A 25,523-nucleotide genomic window follows, 5' to 3' on the forward strand; every position below is an offset into this window, starting at 1 on the left:
CTTATTTGCATAAAATTTACAGTAGTGACTTAAAAGGCAGGCAATAGCGGCGTACAGGGTGGGAGCTAGTAAACGTCCCGCCTGTAGCGCCCATTGCGCCGGAGCGCCTCCAACTGCCGGCGCCCGCATATGCGGGAGAGCACCCCATGAACGCCTTCGCCCAGCGTGTGGCGCGAACCACATACGTAGATCGCGGCGCCACTGCGCAGCCATGCCCGGACACGGCTCGCCTGCTCCAGCAGCACATCCTGTACATAGCGCGGTCCTTGCGATTCCCGCGAGAAGGCCAGATCAACCCGTGCAAGCGCGCCGCCAGCCTGCCATCGCTCAAGCCACGGCACGTGTAACGGATCGCTCTGCGCGCCGCGCTCACCGAAGATGAGCCAGGAGGGTGTGCGGCCGGTCTGCATACCCTCGCGTATGTGTGCCGCGAGGCCTGCAAGGCCGGTACCCGCGCCGATCAGGATAAGCGGGCGGCCGTCAGACGGGCCATGAAACGCCGGATTGCTCCGGATCCGTAACGGGACCGGCGCGCCCGGGCGCGCATGCCGGCACAGCCAGCCCGAGCCGAGTCCGGGCTGGCCATCCGGGGTGCGTGCTTCTCGTACAAGCAATTCCAGATCCAGCTGGCCGGGGAGCGAGGCAATCGAGTACTCCCGGCACGGCAAGGGCGGTAATCGGGCGGACAGCGCATCCTCATCCAGGCCACGCAAGCCGGCCAGACTGTCGCGATCAGGCAGGACGCGGCTTGCCAGCAGCGCGGCGAGTTCCCGCCCGCCTCCGAGCACATCAACCGCCTCATCAACCCTGTCCGGCGCGTTGCGTGGCTTGATGACGGCGATGTCCCCCGCTTTCCATGATGGCATGGCCCCGTCTGGCGGTGAGAGGTGTACCCGCCAGGCAGGCAGCCCAAGTCCTTGCGGGTTCAGGCACTCCCGCCGGGCAAGCTGCCAATCGTCAAACGCGGCTGGCGCGTGTGCGTCCCTCCCGTCTGCGCCGAGCGCGGCCAGATGACCGTGCCAACGGGTGATGCCGGCCTCGTCATCCCCGTCCAGTTCCACAGGTGGGAACAGGGGTGACGCGCCGTTCTGTGTGAGCCAGGCTGCCAGTCTGCGGCCGAAGGCGCAAAAGGCGCTGTATCGCCGGTCGCCCAGCGCCAGCAGGGCAAATTTCACCCCCGTCAGAACGGATGGCGCGGACATGATGCCTGTCTCAAATGCCGCCGCGTTATCGGGCGCGTCACCGTCTCCCGTGGTGGACACGATAAAGACCGCGCGGCGGGCAGCCGTGACATCGGCGGCTGATAGCGCCTCCAGTGGCGCCAGACGCACGGCACGTCCAGATTGTCTGAAGGCTTCCGCCGCGTGCCAGGCATGTGCCTGAGCGGTGCCGGTCTGGCTTGCAAAGGCGATCAGAACCGTATCCTGGGTGGACGCGCCCGCCCCGAATGCCTCCACGCGCTGGCGTGTCCGGCGCTCGCGCCAGTAATGACCGGCATATATGGCGCCAGAAAAGGCCAGCCATGAGGCCCCCACACCCAGAGCAGCGCCGACACTCATTGCAGAAGCGCCTCAAAGGCCGGGCTCAGACACTCCTTAAGGCCGGCCGGTGTACGCACGACAAACCGGGCGGCAATCGTCCGGCTGCGGGCATAAGTCATCGCAGCATCAGGCGGCATCGCCCCAAACGCCGTTGCCAGCGCATCGGCCATCATGCAGCTTGTATGGATGACCGAAATACCTGCCATGCCGTGCATGGACGGTCTTTTGGCGGCCGGATCGAATGTGTGCGCGTAGCGCGTGCCGGCGTGCTCGAAGAAGCGCTGGTAATCTCCCGAGCTTGCAACGCTGACCCCGTGCAGGGCAGCGAGCACCGGCGTGGTGTTGCACCCCGGCGGATCGTCCAGCTTCACCCACCAGGGCAGGCCGTCAGGCTTGACGCCCTGACCGCGCAGTTCGCCGCCAATCTCCAGCAGAAAACTGGAAACGCCGAGCTCATCCAGCAGGCTTGCGCCCCGGTCTACGGCATACCCTTTCGCAATGCCGCACAGATCAAGCTTCACACGGCCCGGCTGGATGGCAACGCCCGTGTCAGGATGGAAGACGATGTCCTGCCAGCCGGATGTGGCTGCTGACGCGCGCATCGCATTTTTGCCGGGTGGCTTTGATACCGGTCCGGGCGGCCCGAAACCCCAAAGATCGCTGAGGGCCCCGAGAGCGGGGTCAAAAGCTCCGCCGGTTCCGTGTGCCAGACGCAGGGCCGCATCCAGTACCTCGGCAAATTCCGGCGAAAGCACAAACGCCGTACCGGCTGGCGCGGTGTTGAAGCGCGCCAGCTCGGACTCCGGCTCCCAGGGGCTCATCTGTGCGATGATCGCGCTGAACACCGCTTCCAGCCCACTGCGCACAGTGTCCAGTGCCAGCCCCGCCGGGCGGACCAGAGAAAGGGACCATGAGGTTCCCATCGTGTCACCGGCAAGCTGCTCCACTCCCGATTGCGCATCAGGCGGCGTTAGCCGGTCAGGATCCAGCCAGCCGGGTATGAGGACACGATAGTCAACCATTGCGGTGGTCTATTGAGGCAGAACTTCAAGCGTTGCGACGTAGGTCGCGCGGCGGTTTGTTGCGCCTTCAAAGGATGGGTTGTCGTCGTTTACCGATGCCTCCAGCCAGTACATGCCTGCTTCCGGCCAGATCACGGTGAAGATGCCTTGCGCATCCGTGCTGACAGTCCAGTCGCCGACCTGATCGCGATAGCGCGAACCGCCCGGAACAATCTCGACCTCGATACCGGCCGCCGGCTGACCTTCGAGCACGAGCTGGAATTGTGCTGATTCTCCGGCAAACAGATCGTTGGGGTGGGTCACCGGCACCAGTTCCAGACCTGAGCCCTGGGCTGACAGCGCGCCTGTATCCGGCGCGCCGCGCGTCGTGAATGCTTCAACACGGCGGGCCAGTTCGGTGACCTGCAGGTTGTCGGCACCGGCTGGAATCTCGGCGGCGAAACGTTCTGGCGTACCGCGCCAGCGCTGGCGCTCTCCATTGATCGTGTAGCTGGCAAACAGGCCAGAGCTGGCAATGGCAACCCGGTAGGTTCCCGGTTCCGTCAGCTGGATGTCGAACGTGCTGCGGTAACGGCCTGTCGCCGCGTTTTGCGCGTCGACGGGGGCTCCCCCCGGTCCGGTTACTACAAGGCCTTCCAGGCGCAGCGGATGATGCTCGAAATAGAACAGATCATTCGAGATCGCCGCATCGATCGTGACCCACGGGTCTTCACCCGAGAGAACCGTTGCAGACGGGTAAAGCCACATACGGTGCGCCTCGGCAGCCGTGGTCAGAGTGGCCATCAGGGCCAGGCCTGCCGCTGTGGCGGTGAACGAACGAAACAGGGTCATGACGGTCTAAGTCTCCTTGCTAATCACGGATTGAGGTGGATCACGACGGCGCCAAGCTCGTGGCTGCCGGTGGTTTCGAGGGTCTGGCCTGCCTCAGGCGGCCACTGGAATGGAATGCGGACCAGTTCGCGTCCGCCGACTTCCCGGGCGGCTTCGACGACCAGCCGGTATTCGCCGGGAACCAGAGCGCTGAGCGCCGGGTGACTGGCTTCGTAGGCGGTGGCGTGGCGCCCAGGCGGCCGTGTTGCGCCACTTATGCCGTCCGCAGGCATCTCCATTGCCCGGCCCGCCCGGCGCCACCATTGACGCATGTCTTTGAGCCAGGTCGTTCCTTCGCCATTGCGCAGGGCCACGTCGTACCAGACCGACAGTGTGGCAACGGCCGTCTGGTCGGGTTGCTCGATCCATACCGCCACATAGGGGCGGTGATACTCGGCGACATTCAGCCGCGGAATCTCGACCTCTACCCTTAGCTCGCCAGCAAGGGCAGGGCCCGTCAGTGCTCCGGTCAGGGCGGCAGGCAACAGCAATCGCATGGATTTACCTCGTCAGTGAACAAACAGAAGGATGAGAATGAGCGGGGCAGCCAGCCCCAGACTGACCACAGGCCAGGTGCTAGGCCGGCCGCGCGCGTGAAATTGCAGTAGCAGCAGCCCTGTCAGACAGAAGACGATGCAGGCAACGGCAAAAATGTCGATGAACCAGCTCCAGGCAGTGCCGGTATTGCGCCCCTTGTGAAGGTCGTTGAGGAAGGCGATCCAGCCCCGATGAGTCTGCTCCAGCAGCACCTCGCCTGTTTCGACATCAATGCTGAGCCAGCCATCTCCGCCTGGACGGGGCAGGGACAGATAGATGTCCACATCGCTCCATTCGGCCTGCCGGTTGCCCGTCCGCACCCCCAGCTCATCGTGCAAGCGGGCCGCTACAGCCTCTGGAAGCGGCGCCTCGCCCTCGAACCCGGTCTGCAGCGTCTGAAGCGTGTCATTCTCCAGGACCATGCCTGTCTCTACCGTGACCGCGCGCGCCTCAATATCGGCGGCATGGTTGAGTGTGATGCCGGTTACGGCGAACAGAATCATCCCGACCAGGCAAAGCGCGGAGCTGATCCAGTGCCAGAGGTGCAACTGGCGTAACCAGAATGCTCGCGATTTCGGGGGGGCGGACATGGGCTGACATTTCCGGTACGTAACGGAGATAATGTTCCGCTATCGCGCCGCACTGGGTTGCGATGCGCGGCCATTGGCCAGGCTCATAGACGCGAGTGCGGCTATCGAACCACGGTGGACGGGGGTGCTAAGGCTATTCGGGCAGCACCGTGCGAACGCCGTCGACAAACACCGCGCCTTGCGTACGCACTGTCTCGTCATCCCACTGCTCAGACGCGAGATGCACCTCTTCCAGCACATCTGCCAGCCGCGCGATTTCCGCCGACAGGCGCTCAACCGCGTTTTCGAGCGTGTAGCTAAGCTCGTGAATGTCCATCATCGCTTCCTGATCGACATCACCAGACAGGCGCGCCTCTAGCAGCGCGGTATGGCTGCGCAGATTGGCTACCGCTTCCTCAAGCGTTTCGGACGCGAGCCCTTCAAAATGGCCATCGTCATCGCCATGGGCGGCGGGAGACAACACCAGAGCGGCGCAGAACGCCGCAACAACAAGAGATTTCATGAGTCGCCCTCCTAATACTGCAACTAAGTCGCAACTGCATCGCACGGCCGTGCCTTGATTACAAGTCCGGGGAGACAGCGGCAGGCAAGAAAGGACGGCATTGTCTCGATTTTCTGCCATCTTTCGCAGAATGATCGTCCGGGTCTTTACGCCTCGGCTGCGCGTGCGCTCAAGCCCGGCGGCGTTTTTCTTCTGGAGGCGTATCATCCTGACCAGATTGGCTTGGGGACCGGCGGGCCGGGTGCCACGGTTGATCGCGGGCGCTTTGCTGCATGCCCGGCCACAACCGCCAAAGGCGGAATACATTGGCGTCAACGTGATGATTGCTGGTCAGATGTGGACCCTAAGCTTGATACAATGGTGCGGGTTCTGGGTTGCCGTGTGGCGGTAGATACTCACGCGGCCGTATTGGACCAATCAGGAGGACGCTGTGCCTGTTCGAACACTGCGCATGAGGCTCGCAAGTGAGGGAGCTTCGGGGTCGAGGGCGTCCAGAATTTCGGCGAACTGGGCGTCACTTTCGTCCTGGCCGAGCTTGAACACCGGGCGGGCTGCACGTATGGGCGCGGTGAACCCGACGACACCACGTGACAGACGCGCATACCGCTCACCCATCTCTTCTGGCGACCAGCCATTGGGACGTCCGGATTCCATTGCGCCGATCAGATCACGCAGCAGGGCGTCGATCTCGCCTGGGTCCTCGGTCAGGGTGACATCGCATTCAAAGGCGGCACTGGCATAGTTCCAGGTCGGCGCCTGGCTGCGGTCAGACAGCCAGGACGCGGAAACATAGGCGTGTGGCCCCATGAAGAGAAACAGGGCGCGCGGGTTGGCGCGCAACCGCTCGAGATGAGGATTGGAGCGGGCAAAATGCCCGGCCAGTGCCACGAGACGGCCTTGCGCATCCAGGCGGGGGCGGATGGGCAGGGGCGTAGCGGAAAATCCGCCCTGGGCGCTGACGATCCAGGCGAACGGGCTCTGTTCGACCAGCTCGATTAGCGCCAGATCTGAATCCGGGCAGTATTTTTCAGGCGCGGGGTCCATCAGGAATCCTTTTTCCAAGGGCCGATACAGGAGGCCAGCGATCTGCCCATGGGCACGCGGCTTCCAGCTCGAAAGCCAGTTCCAGAAGACGGTTTTCGGCACCGCGAGGCCCGGCCAGCATGACCCCGACCGGCAACCCGCCCCGGTTCCAGTGAAGAGGCAGGCTTATCGCAGGCGTACCGGCGAGGTTCTGAAGCGGGGTATAGCCCAGCCAGCCGAACATCCGCTCCATGAGCAGGTCAGGATCCAGATCTGGCGCCATATCTCCGATCAGAGGTGGCGGGCTGGCGAGCGTGGGCGTTAGCCAGACGTCAAAGTGGTCCGCGAACGCGGATAGCTGAGCCGGCAAAGCGGCGATCTGAGCATATGCCTGTTCAAGGTCTTCAGGAGAAAGGGCCTCGGCCATGCGCCCGAGGGCCCGCGTCCAGGGCTCGAGCACCCTGGCGGGCTCCTGACCGCGCGCCCGGACCGCGTCCACACAGTCAGCGCCCAGATGCATCCACAGCACGCGTTCGGCGCGTTCTGCGGCGGGGCCATGGACGGGCAGTTCTGCGGCCTCGACATGATGGCCCAGAGCGGCGAGCAGCTCGGCCGCTTCGGTCAATGCCTCCTGGCAATCAGGATGGGGTGCCCCGCCGGCCAGCGTGGGTTCGATCAGGGCGATCCGTAGGCGCCTGCGGCCGGGCCCGGCGGGCGCGGCCTCACGGCCGGGGCGGGCAAGAGCAAAACCTGCCGCTACATCGCGGACAGTACGGGCCATCAGGCTGTCGGCGACCAGCAGATCCTCAATCGGATGACGGGCGCGCACCCTTACGGCGGCGCCCCGGCCGGGCTTGAGGCCGACAATGCCGCAGCATGAGGCCGGTATCCGGATCGAGCCCGCTCCGTCGCTACCGTGTGCCAGGGGTGTCATGCCAGAGGCTACGGCCGCAGCGGCGCCTCCGCTCGACCCTCCCGGCGAGAAACGTGCGTCCCACGGGTTACTGGTGACCGGTCCGATGTGTGGCTCGGTAACACCCAGAAGCCCGAACTCGGGCATGGCGGTCTTGCCCAGGGGCACCAGCCCGGCCTCGTCCAGCCGGGTGGCATAAGGAAAGCCCTGCGCTGCGGCTGTGGGCGGCACACTTGCCGATCCCCCACGCCCGGGCATGCCGGGATATTGCAGGGAGTCCTTGAGCAGGCACGGGACGCCGGAGAGCGGGCCGGCGGGCAGCGGCGATCCGGCACGTGTCCGCGCCAGATCGTAGGCCTTCCAGCTTATTGCCTGCAGATCTGGGTCGAGAGCGTCAATCCGCATGATGGCGGCTTCAGTCAGCTCTAATGCCGACAGCTCGCGTCGGCGGACCAGCTCCGCCTGGGCCATGCCGTCAAGTCCGCCAAGGGACATGGCATCCGAAATCTTCACGTTCATGCTTTCCGTCAAACGCAAGGCGCCCGTCAGGGCGCCTTGCTGATGAAGGGTATCGATAAGGGTTTCAGTAGCGCCAGCGCGCCGTGATTCCGATGGTCCGGGGCCGGACGATACCCTGGCCAATCCCGTTCACTTCCGAGACCGTGCGGGTGACCCCACGCTCGTCAAAGATGTTGGTGCCGAACAGCGAGATGTCAGCATTTCCGAACGTGCCGGTCAGGCGCAGATCAACCAGATCATAGCCCCCCTGAAGGCGAGGCGTCGCCCCTGGAATGGCGGAGTTCAGATCGCTGATACCTTCCGAAAGATGGACGTGTGAGGCGCTGAACACCGGATCGAACGGCGCATAAAAGCGATAGGTCGCGGTATTGGTGATCGACCAGTCCGACGAACCTGGCAGGCGTGCGCCTTCCGGAGCCGTGCCAGCCCAGAGAATGAAGAGCGGTTCTTCCAGCCGCGCCTCCTGGAAGGTGACGGAACTGGACAGGTCGAGCTGGTCGGTGGGCCGCCATGAAGCGCTCAGCTCGATGCCGCGGCTTGAAGCCGCCCCGCCATTGGTCGCGTAGTTGAAGAAATCCGGGGTCTGCAGCCTGAGCTGGATATCCGTCCAGTCAACGTAGAAAACGGTGGCGTCGAGCTGAAGATCACCATTGAGCCAGTTGCTGCGAACACCGATCTCGTAATTGGTCAGCTTGTCACTCGATGACCCTGAAGGGATCGGATGCGCGCTGAGGCCGGGCACGTTGGGCGTACCGAAACGGAAACCCTCCGAGATCAGGCCATAGACCATGAGGTTCTCATTGGGCGTGTAGCTGAGCGAGAGTGTCGGCGAGAAGCCTTCCTCAGTGTTAGAGGCTTGCTGGATGATGGGATCGCCGGGATAGGTCGAAAAACCAACCTGGGTGCTGACGGTATCCACTTCCGTGCGGAACAGCCTCCCGCCCGCCGTCAGCCTCCATTGAGGCGTAAGATGGAACGTTGCCTCGCCAAAGAGGGCGGTTTCCCGGCCGGATACGGTGGAATAGAACGCGTTGAAGATTTCGCCGTCCGGCGCGATCACGGCCCCGGCTCCAGGCCCATACAGGCTGGACTGGTCAAACTGACCGGCAGCGCCAACCGAGCCGATCTGCTCGTAAAGTTGCTTTTCCGTGTCAAACACCATCGCGCCGACTAGCCACTCGAAGCGTTGCCCCGAGGGAGACGCAAGGCGTAGCTCAAGGCTGGTGCCTTCGCTTTCACCACCGGAATTGATGTAGAGCGGGTTGGTGAGATTGAGGTCAAGATCCGCATTGTACAGGGCCCGGATCGGGGTGTAATCGAACCGCCAGTCCTGGCTCTTCTCGTGATACGCGGCCAGAGCGGTAAAGCTGGCCCAGCCGAAATCATGGTCCAGGCGCGCGCTGTGGATCACCACTTCAGTGTCGGTGAACTCTGGGGTGGCCGTATTCCGCTGCAGATCGCCGACAGACGGTATCTGATAGGCGTTGTCCGCGCTATCGATGGTCTGGAACATGCTCATCCAGCTTAGCGTCGTGTCGGCAGATGGCGTGAACACCAGCGAGAGACGCCCGCCACCTACCGTGAGGTCGTTCGCTCCGCCTGTACCTACGTTCTCGATATAGCCCGGATCGTCGCGGTAGAGCAAAACTGCGCGCGCCGCGAACCGGTGTTCGACAATCGGCAGGTTCACCATGGCTCTGGCGGTGTAGCCAAGATTGGCGTTGCGGGTCTGGCTTAGCGTGGTCTCCAGAGCGGCCTCGAAACCGCTCGCATCGGCGGTGTTGGCAACATAGTTCACTGCTCCGCCCATTGACGCAGAGCCGAAGAGGGACCCTTGAGGACCGCGCAACACTTCCACCCGGTTCAGGTCGAAAGCATCAATGTCAGGCACGGCAATGGTCCAGCCCGGCTCGGTCAGCGGGATCTCGTTGAGGAAATACCCGGTGGTCGCCTGGCCCTGCACATTGCCCGAGCTGGTGGCGATGCCGCGCACTACCACGTGAGAGACGCCGGGCTGGTAGTTATTGAACACCACGCCGGGGGCTCGCTGGATATAATCGGCAAGAGACTGCGCCCCGAGATCGGCAAGCGCTTCACCGCCGAACGCGGACACGGAGCCAGCGATGTCGCGGGGATCTTCCTCGCGCCGGGTCGCCGTCACGATGATCACCTCGGCCGCACGGCCCTGGCGGGCCTCCCTCTCTCCGTCCTGTCCGGCCGGCTCTTGCGCGAAGGCCTGGGACGTAAGTGCGCTCACTCCTGTCAAGAGTATCGCTCTGAATGCCATTTTGCGTGCCATCATCTCCCCTTCCTGATTGGGTCCCCCGGTGTGCCCGGTTGTGACAAGGCTATGACGGCGGAAGGGGCGCCCACACGCCGCGAAGGGACATTCACTGTCGCGATTGGGCCAAGCCGGCAGTCAGCTCGGCTTTTAGCCAGTCCGCGCCGTCCTGTAACGCCTTTGCTGCCAGAGGAGATATCTCCACTGCTTCGAGAAAACTGTGTGTGGCTCCCTTATAGATCTGGGCTCTCACTCGAACACCAGACGCTTCCATACGGCGCGCCAATTCGAGGCTTTGTCCAGTCAACACGTCACATTCGGGGATGGTGAGAAAGGCCGGCGGCAGGCCCTCAAGCGCCGCCTTAGCCGGAACGGCGAGCGGGTTTCCGGCATCGGCAGGGCCGCGCAGATAGTTTTCCCAGAACCTGTCCATCTCAGCTGACGTTAGCATCGAGTCCGGGCCACCGAAACGGCTCTCCCACTCTGGCGCGATTACGTTATCGAAAGCCCCATAGTGCAGGTGGAGCGCTTTCAGGAGGCCTGTTTCCCCCCGGTCGCGCAACATCACGGCACTGGCCAGTGCCATGTTCGCACCGGCAGAGTCTCCACCTGCCGCTATCCGGTCAGGGTCGGCTCCCAACTCATGGGCGTGCGCCCGTATCCAGACAATAGCGGCAGCGATCTGCTCCAGCGCCACCGGAAAGCGGGCCTCCGGAGACAGCGCATAGTCTACACCGGCGACGATGACGCCCGCCCGGCTCGCATACTCCCGCATCAGCCGGTCATGTGTGTCCAGGCTGAACATCACCCAGCCTCCGCCGTGGGCGTAGACCAGGACCGGCTTGGGCTGTGTGGACGGGCAGGGATCATGCAGCCGCACCCGGACCTCGCCATGCGGTGTAGGTACTTTCACCTCGAAAGTGCGTGCCATCTCCGGCCCGCCTGCCGTCCAGGGAGCGCGCACGAATTCCGCGACGGCGCGCGCTTCGGCAGGGGTGCAGTCCGCAATCGGCCGCTGGCTCGCATAGGACTGTGCAATACGGGCCATGAAGCGTTCGATGTCCGGGTCGAGCGCCGTGCCCGATATGCCAGCTTGTGTGCTGATGGAATGCGCCATGCCGTCTCCCTGTGGCGGCAGAGTGCCGCATCTAGATGTTCTTTTTTGGCTTTTTAGAGCGCGTTCCGCACACCCGCTATCGCAATTGGATACCTGATCATCTAAAATGGGCCACATGGAGCGCAGTACACGTGGAGATGATTACCAGCATGTCAGCCGGCCGGTGGCCGCGCTGCTGGACGAGTATCCCGATCACTTCCTTGATCCCTTCCACTCGCATGAGCGCGCGCAGCTGATTTATGCCAGCGCCGGAGTCATGTCGGTCATGACCGACGAAGCAAGTTTCACCATTCCGCCGCAACGCGCCGTCTGGATGCCTGCCGGCGTGCGCCATCAGGCGCTGTGCCGGGGGCCGGTTTCCCTGCGCACGCTCTATGTCGAGCCAGGCGCGGATCTGCGTCTGCCCAAACGATGCATGGTGCTGGAGATCTCGCCCCTGCTGCGGGCTCTGATCCTTGAAGCCTGCGAGTTGCCGGTGGAGTATGATCTTGATGGGCGCGATGCGCGGCTGATCCGTCTCATGCTGGACGAGATCGCACGGGCCGTGGAGCATCCGCCTGGAGCACTTCGCGTCCCCATGCCGACGGACAAGCGTCTGATGCGGGTATGTACGGCAATCATGGATGACCCGTCCGCCGATTTCGATCTCGATGCTCTGGCGCGTCTGGCGGGCATGGGCCGGAGAACCTTCACCCGCGCTTTCCGGCGTGAAACGGGGCTGAGCGTCGCAGATTGGCGCCAGCAGGCGCGTCTGGCTGCGGCGCTCTCGCTGCTGTCATTGGGGTTGCCGGTGACCACCGTGGCCTTCGACGTGGGTTATAACAGCCCTAGTGCCTTCACAGCCATGTTCCAGAAGGCGTTCGGCATGCCCCCCAGCCAGTATTTCCGGACTTAAGCCCGCCCGGCGGCGAAGTCGGCAAAGGCCCAGAACAGCGCCATCTGCGCGTGCCGGTCAGAAACACCGCCGCTGGTCTGATGGCCGGCGGCCATATGCGTCATGAACAGTACCGGATTGTCCGATGTGGTGGCCTCTCTGAGCGCCGCGGTCCATTTTGCGGGCTCCCAGTAGCTGACCCGAGGGTCGCGCACGCCTGCGGTGGCCAGAATGGCCGGGTAGGGCTGTGGCCGCACGTTCTCATAAGGCGATATGGCGGCGATCCAGTCATAAGCGTCCGGGTCTGCGAGCGGGTCGCCCCAGTCCGGGCGGAAGAGCGGGACCAGAGGGTGATCGGCATCACTCATCGTGTTGAGCATGTCCACGAAGGGCACTTGGGCGATGATACCCGCATAGAGGCCCGGCGCGCGATTGACGGCGCCGCCCACAAGAAGCCCGCCCGCCGAGAGGCCATAGCCCACAATTCCACCGGCTCTTGCGAGACCTTGATCGAGCAGATGCTCGGCGCAGGCGTTGAAATCAATGAAACTGTTGACCTTTTTCTCTCTCCGGCCATCCAGAAACCAGCGGCGGCCTTGTTCCGATCCACCGCGGACATGCGCGATGGCGTAGATCCATCCCTGATCGACAAGAGCGATGGCCTCAGGGGAGAAATTGGCTTCGGTGCTTACCCCATAAGCGCCATACCCGTAGAGCAGGACCGGCTTGGGGCCAGTGCCGTCAGGCGTTCGGCGGCGCAGAACGGTGAGGGGAATCTGTGCGCCGTCCGGGGAGGGGGCGTTCAGCCTCAGAACCTCGTAATCATCGCGGCGGAAACCGCCACCAATCCGCTGACGTGCCAGTTCGTGCGTCTCACCGCTGCTCATGTCGCAGCTTATCCAGCCTGCCGGCTCGCGCGGTGACTGGTGGATCAGCCGCAGACGCGAACCTGAATGCTCCTGAACCCCATCGAAGGCCAGCCCATACGCGTCATCATCAAAACCGGTCACGTGTTCGGCGCCGTTCAGATCCCGCGTGACGATTTCCAGCCGTCCGTTCCGGCGCTGCCGGCGGGCTAGGTGCCCGGCGAAGGGACGAATGTCGAGAATGTGCGTGCCGGGCTGATGCACGACCAGCACACGCCAGTTTTCGCGGCCTGGTGCCTCGCGCGGCGCGGTGACGATCTGACCGTCGATAGCCTGATCAGCGTCTGTCAGGATGACCAGAGTGCCGCCCCAATCCTCGACTTCATAGCGAAGGCCGGGTGTGCGTGGCTCGACTAGCACAGGCTCATCCTCGATCCTGTTGGCGGCAATCAGCCGCCATTCATCCAGAACGGGCCCAGAGATACGGATCGCGATATGCGCACCCGACGCGGCCCGGCGTACCGAGAGGAATAGCGCCTCATCGGTCTCTTCATAGACCAGCGTATCGGCTCCGGTGCTGTCACCGAGCTTGTCCAGCGGCGTGCGATAGACGCGCGTGGGCCGTCCGCGCGCATTCCGGCGTGTCCAGAACACGAAGCGTGAGCACGGTGAGACCGCCACGCCCTCCCACCCGAAGGCTTCGGCATTGGGCTGTTCAACCGTCTCGCCGGTCTGCAGATCGTGGGCGCATATCCGGTAGGCGTCTCCGCCTTCGGTATCTTCAGCCCAGACGAAGTAGCGATGGTCAGGGCTGTGCTGTTCGGCGACCGGCCGGTAATAGGCGCGGCGGCGCGCCCGGTCACCCGGCGCGAAAACGATCTCCTCGGAGCCGTGCGGCAGGGTGCGGACGTGTTCGGGGTGATCCGCTCCCAGCGGGTGTCTTACGCGATAGGCAAAGCCGCCGGTTTCGAGGGCGGGTGCCTCTGTCGGCTCGCTCTGCAGCGCGCTCATCCGCGCAGCGTAGACCCCGCGCCGTTCGGTCAGCGGTTCCAGCACCGCTTCAGCGTAAGCGTTCTCCGCTTCCAGATGTGCAATGATTTCGGCGTCCAGCAGCGCTGGATCAAAACGCGCCTCGTCCCAGTTCTCCGCCCGCAGCCAGGCGTAATTGTCGATCCGGACGCGGCCAAGTTGTTCGATCCGGACCGGACGGCGTGCAGCGCGAGGCGGGGTAGGGGCATGGACACCCGCTGACGCAGCGGGCTGGCCCGGCAACCAGGCGAGAAAGGCGCCAAGCGACGCGGATATCAATAGCTCTCTGCGGTTCATTGCTGGCTCCCTGTCCCACATAGCCTAACGCTCCACAGCGGGCGCGGCGATCCGCAGCGGGCCACGGATCGTCTGGATCGGGCCACGCGCGCCTGGAGATGTCAGATGCTGGCGTCAGGCTCAATGGAGGGGTAGCGCCAGTCAGCGGGCGGGATGAAGTTCTCCTTGATCGTGCGGGGGGACACCCAGCGCGTGAGGTTCCAGAGCGAGCCGGCCTTGTCGTTGGTACCTGACGCACGCGCGCCTCCGAAGGGCTGCTGGCCCACTACCGCGCCCGTAGACTTGTCATTCAGATAGAGATTGCCGGCGGCATAGCGCAGTTTCGCCTGAGCGTGCTCGAGTACGGCGCTGTCCTGCGCAAAGATGGCACCGGTGAGTGCATATTCGCTGGTTTGGTCGATGTCGCCAAGGATCTCGTCAAAGCGCGCATCCTCGTAAACGAAGGCGGTGATGATCGGGCCAAACAATTCCTCACGCATCAGCGGCGAGTTCTGATCCTGCGTTTCGATCAGGGTCGGGGGCGTGAAATAGCCCTCGCAGTCATCGGGTTCACCCTGGGTCAGAACGGTGTGACTTGAGTCCCTGCGCGCGCGGGCAATGGCCTCGGCGTGGCGGGACCAGGCGCGCCGGTCGATCACCGCACCCATGAAGCAGCTGAAATCGCGCACATCGCCAACACGGATCTGGGCGATCTCGTCCACCAGCCGGTCGCGGAGCGTTGGCCAGAGTGAGCGGGGGCAGTAGAGGCGCGACGTCGCCGAGCATTTCTGGCCCTGATACTCGTATCCGCCCCGGATGACGCCGATTGCGAGCGCGTCCACATCCGCGCTGGCATGGGCCAGGGTGAAATTTTTCCCGCCTGTTTCGCCAACCAGCCGGGGCATGTTGCGATAAGAGCCAGCCGCGATCTCTCGGCGCAGATGGTCGAACACGCCCGTCGAGCCGGTAAAATGAATGCCCGCCAGGCCGGAATCGTCCAGCACGATGCGCGTTACCATTTCGGCGTCGCCATAGACCAGGTTGATGACGCCATCGGGCAGACCTGCTTCCTGCAGCACGGCCATGATGTAGTGCGCGGACAGCTTGGCGTTAGGCGAGGGCTTCCACACGACAGGCACCCCCATCATGGCAGGCGCGCAGGGCAGGTTGGCGGCTATTGCCGTGAAGTTGAACGGTGTAACGGCGTAAACGAAGCCTTCGAGAGGGCGGTAATCCACCCTGTTCCATTCACGAGGGGCAGAAATGGGTTGCTCTGCGTAAAGACGCGTCATGAAGTGCGCGTTGAAGCGCAGGAAATCGGCAAACTCGGCGGCCGAGTCGATCTCCGCCTGGTGTACTGTTTTGGACTGGCCGAGCATGGTTGCGGCGTTGAGGCGATACCGCCAGGGTCCGGCGACAAGGTCAGCCGCTTTCAAGAATATGCGGGCACGGGCCTCCCAGCCTGTTTGTGACCAGTCGTGGGCAGCGCGCTTTGCGGCGTCGATAGCAGCTTTGACATCCGCCGCCCCGGCGAGATGCGCATCGGCCAGGACGTGTGCATGGAGGTGCGGCATCACCGCCGTTTCCAGATTGCCGGTGGTGATCGCCTTGCCGCCGATGATGCTTGGCAAGCTGGCACGGTTACCAGACATGGTGGTGAGCGCGGCTTTGAGGCGCGCGCGTTCGGTGGAGCCCGGCGCGTAGGCGCGGACGATCTCGTTGGCGGGGAGGGGCAGGGTTGTCATGCCGGCAAACTATCTGACCGCTGCCGCGCAGAATGTCGTTCCTGGGTCAAACGAGCGCGTCTTCAGGCCAGCCGGCGCGCCGTAGCGTCAGCCCTTCGCGCAACGCCCCGTCATCGATCTGGATGGTCTGCTATGAGAAGTGAACGGCCAGGTTTTCCCGCAAGACACGCGAGGAGGCTAGCGTGCAAGATTTCTATGCGGCACAGATGCCGGATTACTACTTTACGCCCACACCAATTAGTCGCATAATAAATATTATGAGAAATATAATCTGGCTTGGGACAGGCTCCAAAGGCGATCTTACGTCGAGTCTGCGGCCAGGATCTCGCCCGTAATCTCGTTCAACACGAGCTTCAGCCCGTCATAGCCCGGCCGGACGCCATCGGGGCAACGTGCGAGCACCGTGCGGTAATCCATGTCGATATGCATATTGGTGAGCACGGTGCTGGCAACGCCGGCGCGCGTCGCCCAGCCGAGCGTCTGGTCCAGATGCGAGTGAGACGGATGTGGCTTCTCGCGTAAAGCGTCCGCTATCCAGAGGCTTATGCCGGAAATCGCATCAAAGGCGCTGTTCGGCATCTCCTTGACGTCTGGCGTGTACGCGACAGGGCCGATACGCACACCGCTGCATGGCACAGACCCGTGATCGACGGTAAAGAAGCGCCCTTCTATGCGCCCGCCTGCCCCGTCTACCGAGAATCCGCCATCTTCCGGCAGAACCACGGGCTCCAGTATGGGGGGGTAGCCGGAGCCCGCTGGCGTCTCGAAGATATAGCCAAAGCGTGCAAACAGCGCTTCATATGTAAAATCAGCCATATAGGCCAAAAGTCTCGCGCGGCGCCGATAGACGATGGCGCGCAGATCATCAATGCCGTGCGACTGGTCGGCATGGTCGTGGGTGAAGGCCACGCCATCAAGATCATGCACGCGCTCGCGCAGCATCTGAAACCGGAAATCCGGTGATGTATCAATGATAAGCCGGGTAATCTGCGCGTCGTTTGCCAGCGCAGACAGGCTTGCCGCGCGTTCGATCAACAAGGAGCAGCGTGTGCGGTAATTCTTCGGCTCCGCCGGATCGCAATCGCCCCAGTCGCCATCAACACGCGGAACACCGCCCGATGAGCCGCACCCCAGCAATGTGATGCGCAGGAGACCGCTCATGGCGAGACCGTGATACGGTCGAACAGGGTCAGGCAGTTTGCGGTCGTACGCTGCGCGGTTTCTTCCGCCGTCCAGCCCCGGATTTCTGCCAGTTTATCAGCGACATGCGGGAGAAAGCTCGGCTCGTTTTTCTGCCCGCGATACGGCACAGGCGCCAGATACGGGCAGTCGGTTTCGATGATAACGCGGTCGGCTGGGATGATATCGCGGAAGATCGCACGGACATCGTCGGCCTTCTTGAAGGTGATGATGCCGGAAGCAGAGAACCACAGACCCAGCGCGCTTGCCCGCCGTGCCAACTCTTCCCCGCCGGTATAGCAATGCAGGAGAGCCTTGAACGGCCCCTTCCCCATCTCCTCCTCCAGCAGATCAGCCATCTGCTGATCGGCCTCACGGCAATGCAGGATGACGGGAAGCCCGGTACGCCGTGCCGCTTCGATGTGGGCCCGCAGGCTCGCCATCTGCTGGTCGAGCGGGCTGTAATTATAGTGCAGATCAAGGCCCGTCTCGCCAAACGCCACGAGTTTTGGATGGCCACCAGCCATGGAGATCAACTCGTCAGCGCTGATGTCCGGCCGGTTCTTGGCGTGATGCGGGTGCGCGCCCAGCGTACACCAGACATCCGGCTGCGCTTCGGCGATGGCCTTGACCTGATCGAATTCGCCGAGACGGCAGCAGATCGCGATGACGGGCGATACCCCAGCCGCGCGCGCGCGCTCCAGCACCGCGTCCAGGTCATCGCTGTAGGTCTCGCCGCGCAGATTGGCGTGTGAATCGATGAGCATGGGTGAAAGTCCCGTCCTACGTCAGGCGGCAGACTGCCGGGCGGCATCTTCCAGCAATGAAAATGCGGCCAGCAGGCTTTGCCGCGGGTCGAGATAGAGCGTTTCAGCCTCCCGGGCGAGGCTGGTAATGCGCCGCGAGGCATCAGCCCACTGCCCGGCCTGCGCCGAATCGCCCTTGCTGGCCGCGTCTCTTGCCCGCCGTGCGGATTCCCCGGCCATCATGTCGAACAGGACAGCGCGGGCCTGATGGCTGTCCGTGCCGGTCGCTTTACTGATGAGCCGTTCGGCGCCGCTCTGGTCGATCCGGCCTGACGGACTGAAGGCCGCTGTCAGGTCACGCTGCATGCCAGCCAGGCCGCTGACATGGAAGGCAAGCGCCCTGCCCGGCGCGCCTTTGGCAAGTCTTGCCAGCAAGGCGGCTTCCTCGCCGGGTACGGAATGCCGCTCTTCAAGCCAGTCGGCGCAGTGTGCTTCTGGCCCCGCGCGTAAGTGCAGACGGCGGCAGCGCGAGCGCACGGTCGTGGGCAGACGGCCCGGTGATGTGACCACAAGGATCAGGATTCCGCGTTCGGGCGGTTCTTCAAGACTTTTCAGCAAGCCATTGGCAGCATTGCGGTTCATCTCGTCCGCGCTATCGATGACGGCCACGCGCCAGCCGCCCTCTGCCGCACGGCGGGAGAAGAAGGCGGGAATCCGGCGGGCTTCCTCGATCGTGATCTCGCCCTTCAGCCGTTTGCGCTGCTCATCATACGGGCGGCGCACCAGCAAGAGATCGGGATGGGACAGCGCCTCCATGCGCTGGTTCACCGGATCTCCCGGCGCATGAGCCAGAGGCGCGGATGGATCAGGTTTCACGCCCAGCAGACGCCGCGCCATGCGCCAGGCCAGTGTTGCCTTCCCGACGCCCTTGGGGCCGGTGATCATCCAGGCGTGATGCATCCGGCCAGAGCGGATGGCAGAGGCGGCGGCCGCTTCCGCGTGTTCATGCCCGAGAAGGCTGTGGACATGGCGTGGATGCGGCAGGCCGGGCTCTGCATCGGCTTCTGGCAGGGCATCATCGCTCATTGCGGCCACCCAAGGCGTTGCTGGATGATGCCCAGCGCCGCGTCGAGCACGTCTGCCGGCGGCTGGCCCGCATCGATAACGGCGCACCGCTCCGGTTCCGCCGATGCGATGTCCAGAAAGCCCTGCCTGAGCCGCTGGTGGAAGGTCAGCCCCTTGCCTTCAAAGCGCTGTTCGTTATCGCCTCGTGACCCGGCACGGCGTAAACCGGTCTCGGGATCCAGATCGAGCACCAGTGTCAGGTCCGGCGCAAAATCGGCGAGCGTCAGGCGGCGAAGCGGATCCAGCGTGGCCCGGTCAATGCCGCCCGCGGCGCCCTGATAGGCCGTAGTGGAGTCGAAAAAACGGTCAGATATGACCCATTTCCCGGCTGTCAGCGCGGGTTTGATACGGCGCTCCACATGGTCATAGCGCGCGGCGTAAAGCAGCAGCGCCTCACTCATGGGCTGCCAGCGGTCCGCAGCACCTTCTACCAGCAGCTTGCGGATGCCTTCAGCGCCGGGCGTGCCGCCCGGTTCACGGGTGCGCTCAACGCTGATGCCGCGCTGGACGAGAGCCGCTTCCAGCTCCGCGGCGAGCGTGGATTTGCCCGTCCCTTCCCCGCCTTCCAGCGTAATGAACCGTCCCGGCTTCATGCCGCACGTCAGCCGGCAACCAGATTGACCAGCGCGCTCATCGCGCGTGACACCATGCCCTGCCGGCGCACATCGCTGGCGGCTTCCAGCGGGTATTCGCGCGTGCGGCCATCGGGCATCGTGATCACAAGGCGCGCCACTTCATCACCTTCGGCAACTGGCGCGGTCAGCGGGCCGTCATAGACGATCTCGGCGCGCATCCGGTCGCGCTCACGCCGGTGCATTGCCGCGCGAATGGGCGCGGTTGTACGCAAGGAGACGTTACGGGCGGTGCCCATATAAACGTCTGCCGCACCGATCTCTGCGCCTGCCTCAGCAAGGTCGACCATGACAAAGTCGGAGAAGGCAGCCCGCATCAGGCGTTCGGCCTCGTTGGCGCGTTCACGCATGGACTGGGTACCGTTAAAGACGATAATACGGCGTTCTCCGTTACGCTCTGCGGACGCAGTCAGGCCATAGCCTGCCTCGCTGGTATGGCCTGTTTTCAGGCCGTCTGCGCCTTCAAAAACACCCAGCAACGGATTGCGATTGGCCTGGCGGATGCCGTTATAGGTGAAGGTGGTTTCACTATAAAATTCATAGTATTGCGGGTAGTTTCTAATAATGTGCGCCGCCAGGCGGGCCAGGTCTTCTGCCGAGATGACATGGCCCTCCGCCGGCAGGCCGGTGGAGTTGCGGAAGCTGGCCGTTTCCAGACCGATTTCGCGCGCACGGCGCGTCATCATGTCGGAAAAGGCCTCCTCGCTGCCGCCAATCGCCTCGGCGACCACGATGCAGGCATCATTCCCGGACTGGACGATGATACCCCGCAAGAGATCGTCCACTCGCGCGCGGCTATTCACCTCAAGAAACATGGTGGAGCCACCCGAAGCCGCCCCGCCCTCGCGCCAGGCGCGTACGCTGACAGGCAGTTCGTCGTCGAGTGACAGCGTGCCCGCTTCGAGCGCCTCGAACACCATGAGCGCGGTCATCAGCTTGCTCATCGAGGAGGGCGGCATGGGTTCGCTGCCGTCTTTCGAGAACAGGACTTCTCCGGTCTCATAATCCATGATGACGGCATGGCTGGCCGATGTCTGGAAGGCAGGTTCCTGCGCACTGGCAAGACCGCCAAAAACGAGAAACAGACCGGCAAGTGCGGCAACGAGACGGACCATGGCGGCTCTCCAGCATCAGCAGATAAACAGGGACATTCCATAAAACCGTGCGCCGGGCCTGCAGTCCAGACGGGCGAACAGGTTCAAGAGGCGGTTCAGTTGCCGCCGCCGCGTGCGCTGGCGGTATTGCGCCGGGGAAGAAAGCCTGAAACGGCGGCCCGGTCTTGCGGATCGGCGGGCCCGAACGCCTCCACCCTCACCTCCGCCAGACCGTCTTCAATAAGGCCAAGTATCCGGGCGGCGGCCCGGCTGAGATCCACGATCCGTCCCTCGACGAAGGGGCCGCGATCATTGATGCGGACAACCACGCTCTGGCCGTTGTCGAGGCGCGTGACACGGGCAAGGCTGCGCATGGGCAACTCTGGATGCGCCGCCGTCAGCGCATGCATGTCATATACTTCCCCACTTGCCGTCAGGCGCCCGTGAAAGCGATCACCATACCAGGATGCCAGACCTGTTTCGCTTTGGCGTGCGGGCTGGGTCAGGGGATCAGGCGCAACGCTCCCCGCGGCTGCCACGATGTGGACCGGACTGGCCGCAGGCAGGACAGTAGCTGACACGTCTCCGGTATCAGTGGTTTGCGAACACGCTGTCACCAGCAGGCCTGCAATAGCGGCCATAACACCTGTAAAGCGATTGCGCGTTGACAAGATCATCGGCCATCCTTGCGCCCTGCCCGCCCGGAGGCTGTGTCACTAGCAGGCACAGCGCGGCCGGGCAATCGGCCAGATGATCCAGTGCGCGCTGTATGGGGTCAGGCGGAAATGCCGGCGGCCTGCTCTCTGGCTTGCCGCCTTTCCTTGCCGGAGAACTCGACATCCTTGTGACGGCGGCGGTCCGGTCCGGTGTAGTTTTTCGAACGTACAAACGGGCGCGGCGCGTTGATGATCTCGGCGATCCGGTTCCACAGATCGCGCGCGGTAACCGGCTTGACGCATACTTCGGTGACGCCCGCATCGCGCGCCGAGATGACACGCGATCGCTCGGTAAAGCCGGTAATCATGATGATGGGGATCATCTGCTGGTTATGGTCGCGCCCGGTCCTGATCAGACGGGTGAGCTCGATACCGTCCAGGATCGGCATGTTGTAGTCCAGCAGGACGAAATCGTAGGAGCGCGTGCGGATCAGCTCCAGCGCTTCCACGGCGCCGCGCACCTCGTCCACATTACGAATACCGAAACTGTTGAGAACGGTTCGCAGGATCGAGGTCATGTGCGTGTTGTCGTCCACAACCAGGACACGCAACACTTCAAGCCTTCTGCGCTCTCCCGCACTATTATCCGGCAACGCCCCACACTCCGGTCGATCTCCAGTCAAGCTAGGAGGGCAGTGCTGAACAAACGGTTGCTGACCTGACCAGCTCGCGTTTGCGTTGGGGGGCGGAATGCGGCCATGATGCCGCCTGAACTTGGAAAAAGGACGCGACATGAGACGATTTGCCTTGCTTGCAGGCGCTGGAATGACCCTGGGCCTCGCCGCTCCGGCAGTGGCTGAAGACAACTTCTGGGACCGGCTGAACGCGCTGTGCGGACAGGCGTTTGAGGGCGGGCTGGTGCGCGCGCCGGAGGGCGATACCAGCTTTGAGGGGCAAGCCCTGTTCATGCATGTGCGCGCCTGCGAGGAGAATCGAATCCGCATCCCGTTCGTGGTGGGTGATGATCTGTCGCGCACCTGGGTGCTGACGCGACACGATGATGGCCGTATCGAGCTGCGCCACGACCATCGCCATGATGATGGCAGCGATGATGAGGTGACCATGTATGGCGGTTTCTCGCCCAGCGAAGGCGGGCCGCACGGACGGATATTCCCGGCTGATGACCAGACCAACACCGTCATCCCCGGCTCATGGCCGAATGTGTGGATGATGGAGGTCCATCCCGGCGAGCGTTTTGTCTATTTCGTCCAGCGCCTCGGCACCGAGCGCGCCTTCCGCGTGGAGTTCGACCTGTCAGAGCCGGTGGATGCGCCCCCTGCCCCATGGGGTTGGGAGGACTAGGTGCCCGCCCCTGCCCTGCCGCCCGCGGGCGGGGCAGATGCGGCGCCCACAACGCAGCGGGCAATTACGCTTGCGGGACGGCGCGTTAAGCGGCTAAACGATGCGCGTCGGAGGGGTGGCCGAGTGGTTTAAGGCACCGGTCTTGAAAACCGGCGTGCGGGAAACCGTACCGTGGGTTCGAATCCCACCCCCTCCGCCATTTCGGTATAAAACTGGGCACGCCGTTCGCCGCCGATTCTGCGCTATTTGCGGCGGCTAGGGTTCTCAGAAGCTCGTTCTTCGATCCCATGATGCGCACTTCGCGCTCGTCGACCTCGACGCGCTGAGCTAACGCGCGCAGATGATCGCGCCGATAGCCGCCGCCCTCCAACCGCATTTTCTCGCGGGCCGCTGCGGCGAATCTCTCGATCATTTCCGGCGTGACGGCCTGATGAGTGGCGCTGTCGAGCATGGCTTCGGCGCGTTCCGCGTCGGTTTTCGCCTGATCACGAAGGACTTTCAGACCGGCGATGCGCTCTTTCAGCGCCGGATCGTCGAGGTCGGCGACGCCGATCTCGATGGCGTCGTAAAGGCGTTTCAGCCGCAGCTCCGATTCCGTTGCCCGCCGGTTCAGTTCGGCGATGTGCTCACGGCGGCGCTCAGCGCGCTCTTGCCGTCGGTCGAGCACATCGACGAGAACCTCTTCCAGCCGATCAGACGTCAGCAGACGCTCCTCCAGATGCTGAGCAACCAGCGTATCGAGCTTATCCATCGGGATTGTCCGGCCCTTGCAGCCAGTCTCGCCCTGACGCGCCTTGATCGAGCAGGCGTAGTAGCGGTAACGCCCGCTCTTGCCAGTGCGGATGGTCATGGCGCCGCCGCACTTGCCGCAAAAGCAGATCCCCGTCAGCAAGGTTGGTCCTGTCACTACGCGTGGCGGCGCGACCTTGGGATTGCGCGCCTGCATCAGCTTCTGCACGGCGTCGAAGGTCTTGCGGTCTATGATCGGCGGAACCGGAACCGTCACCAGGTCTTCCGGCTTGGTCGGCTCCTTGTTCTTGCGATGCTTGCCCCATTGATGCTCGCCGATATAGGTCCGCCGGGTCAGGATGCGATGAACCTGTCCGATGCCCCAGCGGCCGCCGTCTCGCGTGAAGATGCCCCTGCCATTGAGATGCGTGGCGATCGCTTTGACGCCCATGGCCCCGCGCGTTCCGTCCCCTTCCAGGGCGAGGCGATAGATCAGCCGGATCGTGTCGGCGTGCAGCGGATCGATCTCCAGTTTCTTCTTGGTCTTGGCGCCGCGCTGTTCGGCCGCGACCACGCGATAGCCGACGGGCGGGCGCGAGCCGTTCCAGAAGCCCTGGCGGGCGTTTTCCTTGAGCGCGCGCAGGACGTGCTTGGCGTTCTCCTTGGACTGATATTCATCGAACAGCGCCATGATCTGGCGCATCATGACGTGCATGGGATCGTCGCCCATCTCCTGGGTGATGGAGACGAGCTTGACGCCGTTCTTGGCGAGCTTCCGGACGTAGAACTCCAGCTCGAAATGGTCGCGGAAGAAACGGCTGAATGAGTGGACGACCACGATGTCGAAGGCTGAGGGCTTGGACGTACCCGCCTCGATCATGCGCTGGAATTCGGGGCGCTTGTCGTTCGTTGCTGACGCTCCTGGCTCCACATAGGTCTCGACGAGTTCGTAGCCGCGCGCCTCGCACCACGCTTCGCCCTGGCGTTTCTGGTCAGGGATCGAGACGTCATGCTCGGCCTGCCGCGTCGTCGAGACGCGCAGGTAAAGCGCGGCGCGGAGCTTCACGGCGTTTTGCGGTGCGTTCATGATGCGCCTCCCGCTGCCTTTCGCCATTCCTCGCCGGTCAACGTCAGATCAAGCGAAACACGGTCGTAGAGGACTCGCGGACGCCGCCGGCGCCCTTCCGGTTCCATCTCGACCAAACCGTATTCGGCCATCTTCTTCAGCGTTCGCGACAAGTTCGATTTGGCGCGCCCAGTCATCTCCGCCAACTCGTCAAGCGAAGCCGGTGCGCGTTCGGCGATGGTCCGCAACAGTTCGCGATTACCGGCTGACAGCACCTGGGCAAAGGACTCGGTCGATGTGAACCATACCTTCGGATCGTCCGGCCCCGGCTTTTGCTCGCCGCGGGCGATCCGCATGGTGCGGGCCTTCATCTCCTCATAATCGGCGATGCCGATCTTCAACGTCGTCATTGCAGTACGCCTCGCTCCTTTAACACTGCATCCACCGTCTCCCAGAAATCGACGATCAGGCTCGCGGCATCCTGATAGTCATAGGGACGCACGGTCCGGAGCCGGTGGCGGTGATCCTGCGGTTCTCCGCGTTTGCGGCGGCCGACAGGATGAGCATTGTCGAAGCCGACAAGCCGCTCGCCGTCAGGTCCGTGCAGCGTCAGCGAATAGTCGAGCCCATGGGGCTTCTCCGGGCTAACGGGCACGCGCGTAACGACGAACTTCACCCAATGCCTGCCCGCAGGGTCGATGACGAGCACCTGGCCATCGAGATCGAGCAAGGCGTCAAGGCTCGGATCGTATGTCTCCTCTGTCATATTAGGTTATCTTTAGATGATAACTTTGTCAAGGAGCCAACCGAACCCAAGGGGCCGAACAAATCGTCGAACAGATCACCGAACCAGGCCTCAAACACATCCACTTCGGACGAAGTGACCGGCACGCGCTTCAGCCACTCATCGGTGACGCGCCAGTCGGTCAACTCTGGTTCGGGACGTCCACGCGGCTTCGGTTCCGGAATCTGCGCGTAGTCGTAAAGATCAATTTTTGCCGCGCGCGAACGCTGCCGGCGTTTGGGTACGGAATTGGACATGAAGCGACTGTGCCGCCCCGTAGTACGCGGAGAAATGCTCCGCATCCGGGTGAAGCGTCAATGGCGGCGAAGACAGGTGTTCGGCGGTGCTGCGCCAAATGCCTGGCCAATCAAGACGAACATGTTCCCCGATAAAGAGTAAGAGTTCGGCGGCTTTCGCCGTGACGGGTTTGGAGGTCGAGAGAGAG

Annotated in this window: 24 protein-coding genes, 1 tRNA gene and 1 pseudogene; 3 read left to right on the plus strand and 23 right to left on the minus strand. The window is 63.4% G+C overall.

Going from position 1 to position 25,523, the window contains the following annotated elements; translation table 11 throughout:
• Nucleotides 1–65: 65 nt before the first annotated feature.
• The 10 genes from X907_RS07435 to X907_RS07480 all read right to left on the minus strand — a co-directional run bounded on the left by X907_RS07435 (nt 66) and on the right by X907_RS07480 (nt 10,915).
• A complete protein-coding gene (locus X907_RS07435) occupies nt 66–1,559 on the minus strand; it encodes a sulfite reductase subunit alpha (protein WP_127566744.1) in 1,494 nt (497 codons plus the stop codon).
• Nucleotides 1,556–2,563: an FAD:protein FMN transferase gene (locus X907_RS07440; RefSeq protein ID WP_127566746.1), complete on the minus strand. Its 1,008-nt coding sequence runs from the start codon at nt 2,561–2,563 to the stop codon at nt 1,556–1,558. The genes X907_RS07435 and X907_RS07440 overlap by 4 nt, the downstream gene beginning before the upstream one ends.
• A gap of 9 nt (nt 2,564–2,572) precedes the next feature.
• The gene (locus X907_RS07445; protein ID WP_127566748.1) at nt 2,573–3,394 is read right to left on the minus strand and encodes a DUF4198 domain-containing protein; all 822 of its coding nucleotides are present in this window, start codon (nt 3,392–3,394) and stop codon (nt 2,573–2,575) included.
• A 23-nt stretch (nt 3,395–3,417) separates the two neighbouring features.
• Complete coding sequence (locus X907_RS07450; protein ID WP_127566750.1) at nt 3,418–3,930, minus strand: DUF2271 domain-containing protein; 513 nt, start codon at nt 3,928–3,930, stop codon at nt 3,418–3,420.
• A gap of 12 nt (nt 3,931–3,942) precedes the next feature.
• The gene (locus X907_RS07455; protein ID WP_127566752.1) at nt 3,943–4,560 is read right to left on the minus strand and encodes a PepSY-associated TM helix domain-containing protein; all 618 of its coding nucleotides are present in this window, start codon (nt 4,558–4,560) and stop codon (nt 3,943–3,945) included.
• A 133-nt stretch (nt 4,561–4,693) separates the two neighbouring features.
• Nucleotides 4,694–5,062 (minus strand): DUF6746 family protein, encoded by a 369-nt coding sequence (locus X907_RS07460; RefSeq protein WP_127566754.1) that lies wholly within the window; start codon nt 5,060–5,062, stop codon nt 4,694–4,696.
• Between the two features lie 417 nt (nt 5,063–5,479).
• On the minus strand, nt 5,480–6,106 hold the full coding sequence (locus tag X907_RS07465) for an FMN-binding negative transcriptional regulator (protein ID WP_127566756.1): 627 nt from the start codon (nt 6,104–6,106) through the stop codon (nt 5,480–5,482).
• The gene (locus X907_RS07470; protein ID WP_127566758.1) at nt 6,090–7,517 is read right to left on the minus strand and encodes an amidase family protein; all 1,428 of its coding nucleotides are present in this window, start codon (nt 7,515–7,517) and stop codon (nt 6,090–6,092) included. Before X907_RS07470 ends, X907_RS07465 begins: the two co-directional genes overlap by 17 nt.
• 64 nt (nt 7,518–7,581) lie before the next feature.
• Nucleotides 7,582–9,774 carry a TonB-dependent receptor gene (locus X907_RS07475; protein ID WP_170175493.1) on the minus strand — a complete coding sequence of 731 codons (2,193 nt, stop codon included), beginning with the start codon at nt 9,772–9,774 and terminating at the stop codon, nt 7,582–7,584.
• A gap of 133 nt (nt 9,775–9,907) precedes the next feature.
• Entirely contained in the window at nt 9,908–10,915 is a 1,008-nt protein-coding gene (locus X907_RS07480) for an alpha/beta hydrolase fold domain-containing protein (protein ID WP_170175494.1), read from the minus strand.
• Nucleotides 10,916–11,030: 115 nt separating this feature from the next.
• On the opposite strand from X907_RS07480, the gene X907_RS07485 reads away from it, so the two are divergent.
• Nucleotides 11,031–11,810, plus strand: coding sequence for a helix-turn-helix domain-containing protein (locus X907_RS07485; protein ID WP_127566764.1), 780 nt, complete (start codon nt 11,031–11,033; stop codon nt 11,808–11,810).
• On the opposite strand, the gene X907_RS07490 is transcribed toward X907_RS07485, so the two are convergent.
• The 9 genes from X907_RS07490 to X907_RS07530 form a co-directional block, all read right to left on the minus strand.
• Nucleotides 11,807–13,981, minus strand: a complete 2,175-nt coding sequence (locus X907_RS07490; RefSeq protein ID WP_170175495.1) for a S9 family peptidase — start codon at nt 13,979–13,981, stop codon at nt 11,807–11,809. The two genes, X907_RS07485 and X907_RS07490, sit on opposite strands and share 4 nt — an antisense overlap.
• Nucleotides 13,982–14,082: 101 nt before the next feature.
• Nucleotides 14,083–15,705, minus strand: a complete 1,623-nt coding sequence (pruA, locus tag X907_RS07495; protein WP_127566768.1) for an L-glutamate gamma-semialdehyde dehydrogenase — start codon at nt 15,703–15,705, stop codon at nt 14,083–14,085.
• 300 nt (nt 15,706–16,005) lie between these two features.
• Complete coding sequence (locus X907_RS07500) at nt 16,006–16,866, minus strand: MBL fold metallo-hydrolase (RefSeq protein WP_127566770.1); 861 nt, start codon at nt 16,864–16,866, stop codon at nt 16,006–16,008.
• Nucleotides 16,863–17,651, minus strand: coding sequence for a TatD family hydrolase (locus tag X907_RS07505; protein ID WP_127566772.1), 789 nt, complete (start codon nt 17,649–17,651; stop codon nt 16,863–16,865). Before X907_RS07505 ends, X907_RS07500 begins: the two co-directional genes overlap by 4 nt.
• Before the next feature lie 21 nt (nt 17,652–17,672).
• On the minus strand, nt 17,673–18,716 hold the full coding sequence (locus X907_RS07510; RefSeq protein WP_127566774.1) for a DNA polymerase III subunit delta': 1,044 nt from the start codon (nt 18,714–18,716) through the stop codon (nt 17,673–17,675).
• Complete coding sequence (gene tmk / locus X907_RS07515; RefSeq protein WP_127566776.1) at nt 18,713–19,348, minus strand: dTMP kinase; 636 nt, start codon at nt 19,346–19,348, stop codon at nt 18,713–18,715. The genes X907_RS07510 and tmk overlap by 4 nt, the downstream gene beginning before the upstream one ends.
• 8 nt (nt 19,349–19,356) lie before the next feature.
• Entirely contained in the window at nt 19,357–20,502 is a 1,146-nt protein-coding gene (locus X907_RS07520; RefSeq protein ID WP_127566778.1) for a D-alanyl-D-alanine carboxypeptidase family protein, read from the minus strand.
• A 95-nt stretch (nt 20,503–20,597) separates the two neighbouring features.
• Nucleotides 20,598–21,158 carry a septal ring lytic transglycosylase RlpA family protein gene (locus tag X907_RS14695; protein ID WP_127566780.1) on the minus strand — a complete coding sequence of 187 codons (561 nt, stop codon included), beginning with the start codon at nt 21,156–21,158 and terminating at the stop codon, nt 20,598–20,600.
• Nucleotides 21,159–21,256: 98 nt separating this feature from the next.
• Nucleotides 21,257–21,751, minus strand: a complete 495-nt coding sequence (locus X907_RS07530; RefSeq protein ID WP_233352234.1) for a response regulator — start codon at nt 21,749–21,751, stop codon at nt 21,257–21,259.
• Nucleotides 21,752–21,929: 178 nt separating this feature from the next.
• Between X907_RS07530 and X907_RS07535 the strand changes: the two genes are divergently transcribed.
• Nucleotides 21,930–22,499, plus strand: coding sequence for a hypothetical protein (locus X907_RS07535; protein WP_127566784.1), 570 nt, complete (start codon nt 21,930–21,932; stop codon nt 22,497–22,499).
• A 109-nt stretch (nt 22,500–22,608) separates the two neighbouring features.
• Nucleotides 22,609–22,698: transfer RNA gene (locus X907_RS07540), tRNA-Ser, on the plus strand.
• On the opposite strand, the pseudogene X907_RS14740 reads toward X907_RS07540, so the two are convergent.
• From X907_RS14740 to X907_RS07560, 4 genes and pseudogenes are all read right to left on the minus strand, one after another.
• A pseudogene (locus X907_RS14740) lies at nt 22,669–24,315 on the minus strand (recombinase family protein); the annotation flags it as partial. The gene X907_RS07540 and the pseudogene X907_RS14740 sit on opposite strands and share 30 nt — an antisense overlap.
• A complete protein-coding gene (locus X907_RS07550) occupies nt 24,312–24,704 on the minus strand; it encodes an HVO_A0114 family putative DNA-binding protein (protein ID WP_009802170.1) in 393 nt (130 codons plus the stop codon). The gene X907_RS07550 and the pseudogene X907_RS14740, both read right to left, overlap by 4 nt.
• Nucleotides 24,701–25,060 (minus strand): toxin-antitoxin system TumE family protein, encoded by a 360-nt coding sequence (locus X907_RS07555; RefSeq protein ID WP_009802169.1) that lies wholly within the window; start codon nt 25,058–25,060, stop codon nt 24,701–24,703. Before X907_RS07555 ends, X907_RS07550 begins: the two co-directional genes overlap by 4 nt.
• Nucleotides 25,057–25,335: a hypothetical protein gene (locus tag X907_RS07560; RefSeq protein WP_206740500.1), complete on the minus strand. Its 279-nt coding sequence runs from the start codon at nt 25,333–25,335 to the stop codon at nt 25,057–25,059. The genes X907_RS07555 and X907_RS07560 overlap by 4 nt, the downstream gene beginning before the upstream one ends.
• Nucleotides 25,336–25,523 lie beyond the last annotated feature (188 nt).

Origin of the sequence: Glycocaulis alkaliphilus (assembly GCF_004000605.1) — a bacterium.
Lineage (GTDB): Bacteria > Pseudomonadota > Alphaproteobacteria > Caulobacterales > Maricaulaceae > Glycocaulis > Glycocaulis alkaliphilus.